Below are 13,426 nucleotides of genomic sequence, written 5' to 3'. Positions count from 1 at the left end.
TCAAAAATTGAAAAATAAGGGGTACAGCTCAATGCAAGATAATCTTGCTATCCCACGCTAGCCGGGTGGCCAGCGCAGGAAATTCGGGGGATCAGTGGCCTTCGTGTGCCTGGCCGAGATACACCAGCGTCAGCATCATGAAGATGAAGGCCTGCAGAAGAACGATCAGGATGTGGAAGATCGCCCAGATGGAGCCGGCCAGGATGTGGCCGATTCCCAAGCCGATGCTGGCGCCGTTAAAGCCGGTCCAGGCCCCACCCAGCAGGGCGATCAGCATGAAAATCAGTTCGCCGGCGAACATGTTGCCGAACAACCGCATGCCCAGCGACACGGACTTGGCGGCGTATTCGATCAGGTTCAGCAGCAGGTTGAACGGGGCCAGCACAACGGCGCCCAGACCATGCGCATGGAACGGCGCGGTGAACAGTTCTTTGACGAAGCCGCCCGGGTGCTTGATCTTGATGCCGTAATAGAACATCAGCAGCAGCACGCCCAGCGACATGCCCATCGGCACGTTCAAGTCGGCCGTCGGCAGAATGCGGTGGTAGTAGAGGGGGTCGCCGTGATGCGCACCCAGGCCGGTCAGGCGCCAGATGGAGGGCAACAGATCAACCGGCAGCAAGTCCAGCGCGTTCATCAGGATGATCCAGAGGAACACGGTGAGCGCCAGCGGGGCGATGAAAAGACGGCTTTTGGCGTTGTGGACGATGCCCTTGGCCTGGTCGTCGACCATGTCGACGATCATTTCCACGAAAGCCTGGAAGCGGGTCGGCACGCCACTGGTGGCGCGGCGAGCAGCGCGCCACAGAAAGAAAATGACGATCAGACCCATCAGGCCGGACCAGAACAACGAGTCGTAATTGATGACGTCGAACTGAGCAATTGCGCTCTGTTTTTCACCGGTATTGTTCAGATGCACCAGGTGATGCTGAATATACGCGGACTGAGGCGACACGTCGCTGGCAGCAGCCATTTGAATCCTACCCTATTTGCTGTATGCCCGAACCCTTGCGAGCCGGACGATTCCACGATCACGTTTGCCGCTACTTACTGCTCGGCGCTAAGACAACTTGCGGAACATCAAGAGCAGGAGGTAGCCCTTCAATGTGAGTATCAAACCCAGCAATGCGGCAGGCCAAACCAGACTGTCCTGTGCCACACGCGAAAGCATCCACAACAACAATGCCGTTGCGAATAACTTGATCAACTCACCAGAGAGAAAGGTAAAAGGGTTGGCGCGACCAGCCCGAACGCTGACAACCAGGCGCAATGCAAACAATGCATTGGGTATGAAATACGCTCCCGCCCCCGCCAGCGCCGACCAACCCGCCGCCGCCCCTCCGACAACTCCCGCAATTACTGCCGCTGCGAGCCCCATGGCGCCCTGCGCCGCCAATGCCAACAGGAGACCTCGGCTTGCTTGAGCATTCAGCGCGGCGCGATCCGCGTCGCTAAGCACCAGAACTTTTACTTCGTCATCCTGGTCCAACAAATCTCGCTGCTGGCGCAGTTGCGGTTTTTCACCTGGCTTTTCACCGGTTTTTTCGCCGGTTTTTTCACCATACAACGCGCCTTGCATCGAGCCTTGTGCTGAGCTTTGCGCTGCCTCTACTTCCGACCCGCGCATCTTTTGCATCAAGCATCCCCGCTGCACTACTACCCTGTCAGAACCGGCTTGCCCATGCATGTCAGTGCTTTTCAGCCCCGCTTTTGCATACCCGGCCGCCACGTGTTCTTATCCCGCAAGCGTCAAACCCGCAGAGTATAGCGTGAATCTTTTTGCCCAAGCAAATGAACTTTCGGCCGTTTGTAAGGTGGATGCAACGGCCGCGCAACGCTGAAATTAGGGACGCGAGCAATGCTTGCTCAACGGCCCAGCAAGCCTTGCCCCACGCGGCCCGCGATAAAAAATCGGCCCTTGTTCAAAGGGCCGATTTTAGTTTCGACAAGCGGTGCTAATACACCGACACCGCGCAGATCAATCTTCCTTGACCGGAGGCGGCGCCCACAGGCCGTCCAGCGCGGTGTCCTGCGGCCAGTACAAACGCATGCTTAACAGGAACGGGCCGTCGGCGGCCGGCGAGCTGATCCAGTTGGAACGCTTCTTCTCGCCCGGGTCGCGGCGCTGGATGTAGATGTCCAGCGAACCGTCCGCGTTGTACTTCAGGCCGTCGGTGCTGCGCAGCGCGTAGCGGTTGGCCGGGTTCTCGCCAAAGCCGTGCTTGTCGTTATAGACGTGCAGCGACCAAAACGCATTGGCCGGCGGCAGCTGACCCTTGTCGAAGTGCAGCACGTAGTCTTCATCGGACTTGAGCTGGCGGCCCTTCGAGTCGGACACGGTCACCGGATACAGCACGTCTTCCGGCGTCGGCGCGCCCAAGCCTGCGTAGGCGATGGCGGCGCGGCGCGAATAGTCGGTTCCATAGGTGCCGATGCCGGACAGCACGGTATTCCAGCCGTTGATCGGCGTACCCAGGCGCGCCACGCCATCGGCGATACGGCGACCCGCCAGCGGTTGCGCATCAGCCAGCGCCTGTTGCACCGTCGGGCTCAGGCGACCATACGAGAACGGTTGACGGCTATCCAGGCCGATGCGGCGCATGCGATCCAGGATGGGCGTGTCGTTGGCGTGCGGCGGGTTGTTGCGCAGCACGTCGAAGAACACCGTGAAGAACGACGCGGCGTCCATGCTGGCGGCTTGTTCGGCGGGCGTGCCGTCCGGAACATTCACCGGCGTCGGCATGGGCAAGCCGCTGCCAATTGGCGCCGAGCCCACGCGCGAACCGGTTTGCGGATACGCGTTGCCGGCGTTGCGGTTGCGGGACGGGGTGGTGGCGGACGCTGCCGGGGCGAGCAGCGGCGACGCGGTCATGCCGGCCTGGATCTGATTCACGGCAGCATAGTCTTGCGGGCCACCGGTTTGAGTCCAGCCGATCAGCCAACCCGTCGAGGTCGGGCTGTGGATGACGTCCATGCCCGTGGGCAGGGTCCCTTGCCAGTTCGGGCCGACAATCGCAAACGACTGCGCGCCGCGACCGTTGGTGCGCGTGCCGCGCGAGGCGAACACGTCGCTCCACATGTCCAGCGCCGACAGCACCGAGTAACGGCCGCCGGTATCGGGCAGGTTCACGATCAGCGGCGCTTGCGACACGTCGAACCACAGGCTGGAGTACAGCGCATCGGCGCTGGGCCACGGCGTATCGGAGGCGCGCGGGTCCGGGAACGCGGTCTTGTGGCCGAACTGGTTGACGGGCGCGCGGCCGTCCAGCGGCGTCTGTACGGCGGTAGCCTTGCGACGCGCCAACTCCATCAGCACCATCGGGTAGGCGTAGACATAGGCGTCGATCGCGGTGTCACGCAATTCCGCTTCGCTCATCTGCGGCGCGGGCGCGGACGAGGCCGGATAAGGCGTTTCAGAAACCAGGCGCAGCGAGGGCTGCGGCGATTGAGCCTGGGTGGCGGTCATGAAGCAGACGCTCAACGCGCCGGCGAGTACCGCGGTCGACCACCGGCGGTTAGCGATAAATGTACGCATGCAAGGCTCCTTCTTGATTTTGTTTGCTAGCGAGCCGCCGCGCGGGACTTGCCAGTGGGGCAAGCCGCTCTGGCGCGGCACCTCTTGATGACGCTTAACCAGCATAGGGAAGAACCCTGCAACAAGGTGCTGCCCAGACGTTTCAAGGCGCAACGTGCCTGCACGCCCTTCGCGCCCATGAAAAAGCGCGCCGGTGCGGGCGCGCTGGGCATCCCGCGACATTGGCGCGGGCGTTTTACTGTCGTAACAAGCCTTAACGGTGTTTAAAGTCCGGTTTGCGCTTTTCGGTGAAAGCCGCCATGCCTTCCTTCTGGTCTTCGGTGGCGAACAACGAATGGAACACGCGGCGCTCGAACAACAAGCCTTCGTTCAACGAGCCTTCGAACGCGCGGTTCACGCATTCCTTGGCCATCATCACGGATGGCAGCGACATCGAGGCGATCACGGTGGCCGCGTCCAGCGCTTCTTCCATCAGCTTGTCGGCGGCCACCACGCGGGACACCAGGCCGGCGCGCTCGGCTTCTTCAGCGCCCATCATGCGTGCGGTCAATGCCAGGTCCATGGCCTTGGCCTTGCCCACCGCGCGCGGCAGACGCTGCGTGCCGCCCGCGCCGGGGATCACGCCCAGCTTGATTTCGGGCTGGCCGAACTTGGCGGTGTCGGCGGCGATGATGATGTCGCACATCATGGCCAGCTCGCAACCGCCGCCCAAGGCGTAGCCGGCGACGGCGGCGATCACGGGTTTGCGAATGCGCTTCAGGGTTTCCCAGTTGCGGGTGATGTATTCGCTGCCATACACGTCCATGTACGACCAGTCTTTCATGGCGCCGATGTCCGCGCCCGCGGCAAACGCTTTTTCGCTGCCGGTGATGACCACGCAGCCGATGTCGGCGTTGGCCTCGAACGCCAGCAGCGCCGCGCCGAGCTCATCCATCAGTTGATCGTTCAGCGCGTTCAGCGCCTTGGGGCGGTTCAGCGTCAACAGACCGACGCGGCCCCGGGTTTCGACCAGCACAAACGACTCGCTCATTGAATGTCTCCAGTAGGAAGTATGAAATAAGATACGAGCATGAAAAAAGACAACGCTTGCCCCGTACTTTACCGCCTGACGCCCTATGACCCGGCCGGACACCGCTACCGGATAACCCTAACGATCGACGCCCCTTCGCCCGACGGCCAGCGCTTGTCGTTGCCGGCCTGGATTCCGGGCAGCTATCTGATCCGCGACTTTTCCCGCCAGATTGAATCCGTGGCGGCGTACTCGGGTTCGCGCCGGGTGATTGTCGACAAAATCGATAACCACACCTGGCAGGCCGCCTCCGTCGACGGCCCCCTGCGCGTGGAATACGTGGTCTATGCCTGGGACTTGTCGGTACGCGGCGCGCACTTGGATGAAACGCATGGCTTTTTCAATGGCACCAGCGTCTTCCTGCGCGTACACGGGCAAGACCACCTGCCTTGCCTGCTTGACCTGGCGCCCCCGCGCGGCATTGACGGCTGGAAGGTCTACACCAGCCTGCCGGAAGCCACCGGCCAGCGGGGTGCCGCGCGGCGCCACGGCTTTGGGCTGTACCTGGCGCCCGACTACGATGCGCTGATCGACCACCCGGTGGAAATGGGTCGGCCGCAGGTGGTCAGCTTTACCTCGCATGGCGCCGAGCACGAACTGGTGTTCACGGGCGTGGCGCCCAACCTGGATTTGGCGCGCATCGCGTCCGACGTGAAAAAGATCTGCGACACGCAGATTGAATTCTTCGAGCCGCGCACCAAACGCGCGCCCTTCCTGGACAGCTCCAACCGCTACGTGTTCATGACCATGATCACGGGCGACGGCTACGGCGGCCTGGAGCACCGCGCCAGCACCGCGCTGATGACGGCCCGCAAAGACCTGCCGGTGCTGGGCCAGCAAGGCCAGGGGGAAGGCTATCGCGGCTTTCTCGGTCTGGTCAGCCATGAGTATTTCCACACCTGGAACGTCAAGCGCATCAAGCCGCAGGCCTTTGCCCCCTACCATCTAGAGCAGCCCGACCTGACGCGTTTGTTGTGGGTGTTTGAGGGCTTCACGTCTTACTACGACGACCTGCTGCTGCTGCGTTCCGGCGCAATCACGCAAACGGAATATCTGCGCCTGCTGGCCAAGACCATCACCAGCGTCGCCCGCACCCCGGGCCGCGCCAAACAGTCGGTGGCGGAAAGTTCGTTCGACGCGTGGACGCGGTATTACAAGCAGGACGAGAACTCGCCCAATGCGCTGGTCAGCTACTACACCAAGGGCGCGCTGGTGGCGCTGGGGCTGGACTTGCTGATCCGCCGTGAAAGCGGCGGCGCGCGTTCGCTGGACGACGTGATGCGTTTGCTATGGGACCGCTACGGCCGCGACTTCTATCAGGGCAAGCCGCAAGGCCTGCCGGAAGACGCGCTGCCGGGGCTGATCCTGGAAGCCACCGGCGTGGACACCCGGCGCTTCATCGCACGCCACGCCTACGGCACGGCCGACGTGCCGCTGGCCGAACTGCTGGCCGATCAAGGCATCACGCTGCACTGGAAAACGTCGGTCAATATACCTACGCTGGACGTGCGCACGCGCAAGCAAGGCGACGCGCTGACGCTTGCCACGGTGCTGGAGGGCGGCGCGGCCCACAAGGGCGGGCTGTCGGCGGGTGACGTACTGGTGGCGCTGGACGGACTGCGGGTGGAAGCACCGGCGGGCCTGGACATGCTGCTGTCGCAATACCTGCCGGGCGACCGCGTGACGGTGCACGTGTTCCGGCGGGACGAACTGCGCGCCTTCCGCGTCAAGCTCAATGCGCCCGAAGCGCTGGACTGCGTGTTGACGGTGTAGGAAACACGGGCGGGCGTGCTATCGGCCCGCCCCGTCATTTCCCTGGCCACCGATCCCTATTCGTAAAACAGCGTCACGGTGGCGGTGGCATTGATGTGTCCCGCCACCAGCGTGTCGTCCGTCTGGTAGTAGCGCGCCACCAGCGGGATAGACAGCCTTTCCTTGTCAACCGTCGTCACGGCGGTTGTCAACGCCGTGCGCGTGCCCAGCGGTTGGACGACGTTGCTGCCCAGATCGCCCTGCAGCAGTTGCACGCCGACGCCGCGCGCCATACCGTCCCCTTGAGCGTTCTTGATGACGTGTTCCGGCGTGCCATCCGCATCGATCCGATAGGCCACCTTGACGCCTTGATCGCATTCAAGATTAATGCCAAACGCCTTCTCCCCGGCCGTGGCGCCGCGATGACCCAGGTGACGGTTGTTGATCGTCAGCAGATCCACCTTTACCGTTTGCCCGTCACGGACCGTGCAACCCATGCTGTTGACCTCGTACGCCACATTGCTGAAGTCCACCATATTGCTGCGCAACGCACCGTAATAAACATCCGCGCGATGCGCGAAGGACACACCGGACTTGATCGGGCCGGTCTTGATGAGTGTGAAGGTGAATTTCTGCGGCGGGTAATACTGCCAGTTCCTGAGCTGAAACCGAATTCTGGGGTAGTTCATGTACACCCCGCCCTCGTGCGTCCAGAATATCCGCACGCCGATGCCTGGAATGCCGCTTTCATAGACGTCTTTATAGCCAGGCACGGGCTTGGCGCCCGCCTGCAATCCATACGAAAACCACTCGCCGTTGGTGGTGCAGCGCAGATAGCCGTCGCCTTGGTCGATATTCTTGCTGTAAATGATGCTGCCCACGGCCGCGTCACGTGGCGGCTTCATTTCTTTCAAGTCCTGCGCGGTAATGTACGTCGACAGAGATTCGCCAGTACATGCTGCCCAAGCCGGGCCTACCGCGCACATCAACAGGGAGATTCCAAAAACTGCGCGTCGCAACCATGTATTCATGACACCGAATCCTGTAGCGCAGCGGGGTGGGCGGACGTGCACGACAGCTCCAGCTGCGGGTAGTAATGCACGTCTTCGGACGCCGCCTGCTCGTCCACCTGATAGATGGCCTGACATTGCTGATCGGCGGCGGCTCCCCACTTGACCGCCAACTCCCCTTGGCCCTGCAAGCCGCGCACAAAGGCCCGGCCGCCCTGGCCCACCAGCGTGACGGCATCGATGCCCGGGATGATGACTTCCGCACCCATCGGGATCGTTGCGCCGTGCTCACGCACCAGCTTCAGCAAGATCGGCCGGCCCGCCACGGTGGGGTAGCGCAGCAACACGACTGCCCCCGCGCGCGGCGCCACCTGCTGCGAGGTAATTTCCAATTCGACGTCACGCGACGTGCCTTTAGGGTCCAGCGCAACCTCGTTGCGGCGGTAGGGCATCAACCCCGCCAAGGCACCATAGCCGTTCGCGCCGATGTACCCGCGCGAGCCCGAGACGATGGCCGCGCCGTAGGCGTCGGGCGCCTCAAGCACCGCCATCGTTTCGCCCTGCGCCTGGGTCGCGTTGATGCCGCCGGCGTGGGCGATCAAGGTGCCGCGCATGCCCGCGCCGTATTGGCGATAGCCGTCGCCGCCGCTACCCGACAAGCTGTAGTTGGCGTGCGCCGTGTCGTAGCGCACGCTGCCGCCCTGGTTGCGGCTGCCTTGACCGTTGGTGTGGTTATACGAACCGTAGACGTTGTAGCCAAACTGCCCTGACTCGCCGGCAGATCCGCTGACAGACGCATTGGCGCTGCGCTTGCCATTGCCTTCAAGGTTCATGGACGTACTGAGATACGGCGCATTCGATCCGCGTCCCAAGGGCAGGCTGAGGCTGAGCAGATACTGGTTGCCAGCGCGGCCACGTTCGTCGCGGGCCCGCACCAGGCTGATATTCACGCTGCCCCAGGAATAGCCATTGGCGTAGCTGGCGTAATAGCTTGTGTCGCGGCGCCGGTGTCGGTTCCAGTAGTTTTGCGAAACGCCGGACAGCGTCACGCTGCCCAAGTCATTGCCCAGGGGCTGGCTGATATTGAATTGAAGGCGGCTGCGCTCTTTGCCGCCATACACCGACGGCCGACGCGCTTCGCGGATGCGTGCAAATTCGCCAAGGCTCAAGTAATTTTCACTGGAAAAGCGATACGCCACCACGCTGAAGTTGGTGGAAGTAGGCTCCAGCAGCTTGCTGTAACTGAGCCGCACGCTGCGCCCGCTGGCCGTGTCGCGGGTAGAGCCCATCGCGGCGTGAGACTGCGTCAGGTCCGCCGCCAATGCGCCCAGCGGGGTGCTGACCGCCACGCCACCAAGAATTGCCCGGTACTGCTGCGCCACGATGGCGCCGCCATAGCCCGTCACCGTGTCGGACAAGCCGCGTTGATAGGTGCCCTGCATGAACGAGGGCGGAGCGTTCAGGGTGTCGTCACGATACCGCCCACCCGTTACGCTGAAGCGCGAACTGCCGGGACGCAGCAACTGGGCCACCGACGCGTAGGGCACCACGAACCGCTTGGTGCGCCCGTCGGCTTCGGTCACCGTCACGTCAAGATCACCGGCGTAGCCTGTGTTGTAAAGGTCGTCGATGGCGAAAGGCCCTGGCGATACGGTGGTTTCGTACAGCAGGTTGTTGCCCTGGCGCACGCTGACCTTGGCCGTGGTGTCGGCCACGCCGCGCACCACCGGCGCAAAACCGCGCATGGAGTCCGGCAGCATGCGTTCGTCGCTGCTGAGCTGGAGGCCCGTGTACGGAACACTGTCAAAAAGATTGCCGGGCGTATAGAACTGCCCAAGCGTCAGTTGGGCACTGGCGGCGGTCACATCACGCTGCGCGTAGGTGCTTAACGCCTGATAACGGCTGCGCTGGCCCGGGCTGGAGCGATCGGTGTAGCTGAACGACCCGTTGTGCCGGAAGCGCCAGTCGCCCAGGTTCAGGCCCGCGTTCGCGCTGCTGTAGAAGGTGCGATCGGTGCGGTTGCCAAAGCGATTGGACGACAGGTTGATGCCGTACCCCAGGAAGCCGGCGTTTATGCCCGCGTCCCATTCTTCAGGCGGAACGTAGCCACGCGCCACCGACTTCAGGTAGATCTGAGGAATGGAAAGGTCGGCGCGCAGCTCGGCTATATCCACCTCGAACTGGCTGGCCGCAGGCAGGTCATCGACACCCAGGCAGTCGGTGTCCGGGGCACGCGGATCGGCAGCGGTGTTCGCGCCGGACAGGTCGACGCCGATGCGCTCAAGCACCGTGGCCGGCAGGCACGGCTGCATGCCGGCATGGACGGTGGCCGAAGAAGACGGCAAGGGCGAGGAGTCGGGCAAGAATCGCGACGTCGTTTTGATCTGGATGCGCTCGCGACCAATGCGGTTGCCGTTCAAATACAAGTCCAGCTGATAGACACCCGCTTCCAGGGCGTTGCCCTGCTGAAATCGGGATAGATCCACCGTTTGCCCTCGACGGCTGGCAAAGAAGGCGGGGTTGAATTCAACCGGTTCGGTCGCTTGAGCCGTGGCGCATGCCAAGCTGGACCAAAGCAGAAGCCAACGGTTGATGGGGGTACGGCGGGCCATGACGCCGCTTAAGGATCAAGACGACTTTCGCGCCGCACCGTTGCGCCGTAGTCGTTGACCGATTCGAATACCACGGCGCCTTTGGCGCCCGCCGCATTCGGCAGCTTTCCACTGCCCAGTTCCGTGACGGACCGGGGGGCCAGCATGCGGCTGGGCACGGATATTGCCCTGCCGTCCTGTAGCGTCAATGACACGGACGTCAACGACACGTGAAACGCGCTGTCGTTGCGCACCCGCAGCGCCGGGCCATTACCTGCCTGCACGATTTGCCAGCGCAATTGCGCGGCCGCGTCGGCGGCGGTACCGGGCAGGCCGACGGGTCGAAAGAACAATTTGATGCGGCTCCGAAAAGCCAGCTGCATGTGGTTTGCCACCTGCGCGGACGGCAGCGGTGGAACGTCCAGCACGTTAAGCCAGAAGACGGACTCGCGGTCGGCGGGCAAGGCGGATGACGGCGCATAGGCGATGCGCAGCGTCTGCCCCTTGCCGGGATTGATGCGGGCAAGCGGCGGCATGATCACGAACGGCGCGTTCACTTCATCAGGCGTGGCGTCCAGGTCGCCATCGTCGATCCAGGCTTGCACCAGCGCCGGCTGGCCGCCGTCATTGGTTAGCCGCAACGTGACTTCGCGTTCTTGGGCGGGATAGACGACGCGCGTGCCACCGATCACCACGTTGGATTGGGCGGAAGGGGGCAGCAGGGTTGCACAAGCCAGGCACAGCAACGCGCAGAAATGGCGAAGCGTGGCCCGGCTTGCGTAGTCCGGAAGCCCCCTGAGCTTGCGCTCAAGGGGAACCGGCTTCATTCGTAGATCAGGTCCAGCAGGACTTCGGTCTGGACCGGGCCGGGCGTGGTGCTGGCGGTGGCCGCCAGGTACTGCGCGTAGAACTCGATCGTTGCGGCATTGCCCGCGATGTTGACCGATTCAGCGCCGTCGTTGGTGAACAGATTGATGGGCTGGTACTTGCTGTTCAGCAGCTGCACCTGTGCGTTGGAGGGGGTGTCGTTCCCGGAGGCAACCGCCCGGTTGATCAGCGCGCCCGTGGTGGGATCGACGTTTCCATCGCGGTTAAAGCGCGTGGTGACCTTGCTGCCGGAGCAGCCGGTCAGATTCAACGTGATGAGCTCGCGTGCGGCCACATCGTTCTGCTTGGCCAGCGCGCTGACGCTGACCGGCTTCAGATTCACCTGTTTGACGCCGCCCTGGCCCACATCCTTGATTTCGCAGGTGGACGATGACACGTAGCCCTCGAACACCAACTTCACATCGGCCGCCAATGCGCCGCCGCACAGCAGCAAGGACGAAAATGCGAGGCCTGCCGCAACAATCTTCTTATTCACCGAACTCTCCGACTGACTTGTCCCCAGGGCGCGCAACCCGCGCGCCCTGGGTCCGCCGCGTAGAGTCAGGCTGAAGCCTTCAATGCATCAACGCAGGGACGAGTGCCATTGTTTCGAATCCGTCAGGCCAGAAATATGAGAAAGTTCTCAAAGCAAAATCGCGGCGGGTCTGATGAGGTCGACGCGCAACACATCGGCCGGCTTCTGTCATCGCCGTTAATTCAGTTTGGCGCCCGACACGGTCACGGCCTGCTTCCACGTTTCCAGTTCACGGTCGATATGGCTGGCAAATTCGGCGGGCGTGGATCCCACGGTTTCATAGCCGTAGCCCGCCAGTTGCTGCTTCAAGGCAGGCACCGCTACCGCGTCGGCAATACCGCGACTCAACGCTTCCACGATGCCCGGCGGCGTGCCGGCGGGCGCCAGCACGCCATACCAGCCGTTCACGACAAAGCCCGGCACGCTTTCGGCTACCGTCGGCACGTTGGGCAACAGCGGCGACCGGCGCTCGCCCGTTACCGCGATTGCCTTCAACTTGCCGGCCTGCACCTGCGGCAACGACGTTGAGATGCTGTCGAACATCAGCGACACCTCGCCACCCAGCAGTGCCACAACCGCCGGGCCGCTGCCCTTGTAGGGCACGTGCATCATGTCCGTTCCGGTCTGATTCTTGAACATCTCGGCGGCCAGGTGGCTGGTGTTGCCATTGCCCGCCGATGCAAAGCTGAGCTTGCCGGGGTGACTCTTGGCGTAGGTGATCAGCTCGGGAATCGTGTTGGCGGGCGTGTTCAACGGCGCGGCCACCAGCATCGGCAAGGTGGCAACGAGCGACACCGGCGCGAAGTCCTTGCGCGTGTCGTAAGGCAATGACGGATACAGGCTGGGGTTGATGGCGTGCGCGGCCAGCACCATCAGCAGCGTATAGCCGTCGGGTTTGGCGCGCGCCAGTTGGGCCGAGGCGATGGCGCCACCCGCGCCCGGCTTGTATTCCAGCACCACCGGCTGGCCCCACATCTTTTGCAATTGCGCGCCCAGGGGCCGGGCCAGCATGTCGGCGCTGCCGCCGGGCGGGTACGGGATCAGCAAGGTGATGGGCTTGTCCGGATAGACGGGCGCGGCGTGCGCGGCGGCCAGCGGTAACGCGCATAGCGCGGCGGCGGCCAACAGGGAACGGATCATCAGCGGTCTCCTTGGCCCGGATCGGGCTGGATGGGTCGGGCTTGAGCGGTCGGGCTTAACTGGTCGGGCTGAATAGGCCGCGCTTGAGCTGCCGGACTGCGCGTGCGAGGCGATCACGGTTGACGCCATCACGCGTAGCGCGGCGCGCCGGCGGCATCCAGCACGATCACACGCCGCGTCTCTGGAAAGCGCAATGGCGCATCGGTCACCGATCGCAGGTACTCGGGGTCGACGCCATCGGTCATCGCGTAAACGCTCAACCCGGCGGGCGTCACATCGATCACCGCCAGGTCGGTGTAGATGCGCGTGACCACGCCCTTGCCTGTCAGCGGATAGCTGCATTGGCGCAGCACCTTGGGCGTGCCGTCGCGGCCACGGTGTTCCATGGTCACCAGCACCTGCTTGGCGCCCACGGCCAGGTCCATGGCGCCGCCCACGGCGGCAATGGCATCGGCCGCATCCGTCTTCCAGTTGGCCAGGTCACCCGTCTCCGATACCTGGAACGCGCCCAGCACGGCATAGTCCAGGTGGCCGCCGCGCATCATTGCAAACGACACGGTGTGCTCGGTGATGGACGCGCCGTCCAGCAAGGTGATGGGCTGGCGGCTGGCGTTGATGAGGTCCGGGTCCACGTCCTTGCCGCTGGCAGCCGGGCCCATGCCCAGGATGCCGTTTTCGCTGTGCAAGAGGATGTCCTTGTCGGGCGGCAGGTAATCGCCCACCAGCGTCGGCATGCCGATCCCCAGGTTCACGATGGACCCATCGGGTATATCGCTGGCCAGCAACTGCGCGATCTGCTGCCGGGTCAGCCCGGTGATGGACCGGGCATGTGGGTCGCCGTCGTTGCCCTGCTTGCCTTGATGGCCTTGGCTGCCTTGATTGTCCTGGTTGTTGTAATTGCCCTGCCTGGTTTGATTGCCCTGCATG

Annotated in this window: 11 protein-coding genes; 1 reads left to right on the top strand and 10 read right to left on the bottom strand. The window is 63.3% G+C overall.

The window, feature by feature from the left end:
• Positions 1 to 91 precede the first annotated feature (91 nt).
• From atpB to KYT87_RS01755, 4 genes are all read right to left on the bottom strand, one after another.
• On the bottom strand, positions 92 to 973 hold the full coding sequence (gene atpB / locus KYT87_RS01770) for a F0F1 ATP synthase subunit A (RefSeq protein ID WP_046806633.1): 882 nt from the start codon (positions 971 to 973) through the stop codon (positions 92 to 94).
• Positions 974 to 1,060: 87 nt separating this feature from the next.
• The gene (locus KYT87_RS01765) at positions 1,061 to 1,492 is read right to left on the bottom strand and encodes an ATP synthase subunit I (RefSeq protein WP_104144818.1); all 432 of its coding nucleotides are present in this window, start codon (positions 1,490 to 1,492) and stop codon (positions 1,061 to 1,063) included.
• A 486-nt stretch (positions 1,493 to 1,978) separates the two neighbouring features.
• On the bottom strand, positions 1,979 to 3,535 hold the full coding sequence (locus tag KYT87_RS01760; RefSeq protein WP_219991600.1) for a DUF1254 domain-containing protein: 1,557 nt from the start codon (positions 3,533 to 3,535) through the stop codon (positions 1,979 to 1,981).
• A gap of 253 nt (positions 3,536 to 3,788) precedes the next feature.
• Positions 3,789 to 4,565, bottom strand: coding sequence for an enoyl-CoA hydratase (locus KYT87_RS01755; RefSeq protein ID WP_008167478.1), 777 nt, complete (start codon positions 4,563 to 4,565; stop codon positions 3,789 to 3,791).
• A 39-nt stretch (positions 4,566 to 4,604) separates the two neighbouring features.
• Between KYT87_RS01755 and KYT87_RS01750 the strand changes: the two genes are divergently transcribed.
• Entirely contained in the window at positions 4,605 to 6,377 is a 1,773-nt protein-coding gene (locus KYT87_RS01750; protein WP_104144819.1) for a M61 family metallopeptidase, read from the top strand.
• Between the two features lie 56 nt (positions 6,378 to 6,433).
• On the opposite strand, the gene KYT87_RS01745 is transcribed toward KYT87_RS01750, so the two are convergent.
• The 6 genes from KYT87_RS01745 to KYT87_RS01720 all read right to left on the bottom strand — a co-directional run bounded on the left by KYT87_RS01745 (position 6,434) and on the right by KYT87_RS01720 (position 13,425).
• On the bottom strand, positions 6,434 to 7,261 hold the full coding sequence (locus KYT87_RS01745) for a fimbrial protein (protein WP_162941142.1): 828 nt from the start codon (positions 7,259 to 7,261) through the stop codon (positions 6,434 to 6,436).
• Positions 7,262 to 7,383: 122 nt separating this feature from the next.
• Positions 7,384 to 9,978, bottom strand: coding sequence for a fimbria/pilus outer membrane usher protein (locus KYT87_RS01740; protein ID WP_219991599.1), 2,595 nt, complete (start codon positions 9,976 to 9,978; stop codon positions 7,384 to 7,386).
• Positions 9,979 to 9,986: 8 nt separating this feature from the next.
• A complete protein-coding gene (locus tag KYT87_RS01735; RefSeq protein WP_082134527.1) occupies positions 9,987 to 10,784 on the bottom strand; it encodes a fimbria/pilus periplasmic chaperone in 798 nt (265 codons plus the stop codon).
• The gene (locus KYT87_RS01730) at positions 10,781 to 11,320 is read right to left on the bottom strand and encodes a fimbrial protein (protein ID WP_046805627.1); all 540 of its coding nucleotides are present in this window, start codon (positions 11,318 to 11,320) and stop codon (positions 10,781 to 10,783) included. The genes KYT87_RS01735 and KYT87_RS01730 overlap by 4 nt, the downstream gene beginning before the upstream one ends.
• Before the next feature lie 216 nt (positions 11,321 to 11,536).
• Positions 11,537 to 12,499, bottom strand: a complete 963-nt coding sequence (locus KYT87_RS01725) for a tripartite tricarboxylate transporter substrate binding protein (RefSeq protein WP_219991598.1) — start codon at positions 12,497 to 12,499, stop codon at positions 11,537 to 11,539.
• Positions 12,500 to 12,627: 128 nt separating this feature from the next.
• Positions 12,628 to 13,425, bottom strand: a complete 798-nt coding sequence (locus KYT87_RS01720; protein ID WP_255593804.1) for a 3-oxoacid CoA-transferase subunit B — start codon at positions 13,423 to 13,425, stop codon at positions 12,628 to 12,630.
• Position 13,426 lies beyond the last annotated feature (1 nt).

Origin of the sequence: Achromobacter sp. ES-001 (genome assembly GCF_019448355.1) — a bacterium.
Classification (GTDB): Bacteria; Pseudomonadota; Gammaproteobacteria; order Burkholderiales; family Burkholderiaceae_B; genus Achromobacter; species Achromobacter spanius_B.
This window is presented reverse-complemented; position numbering and strand designations above follow the sequence as displayed.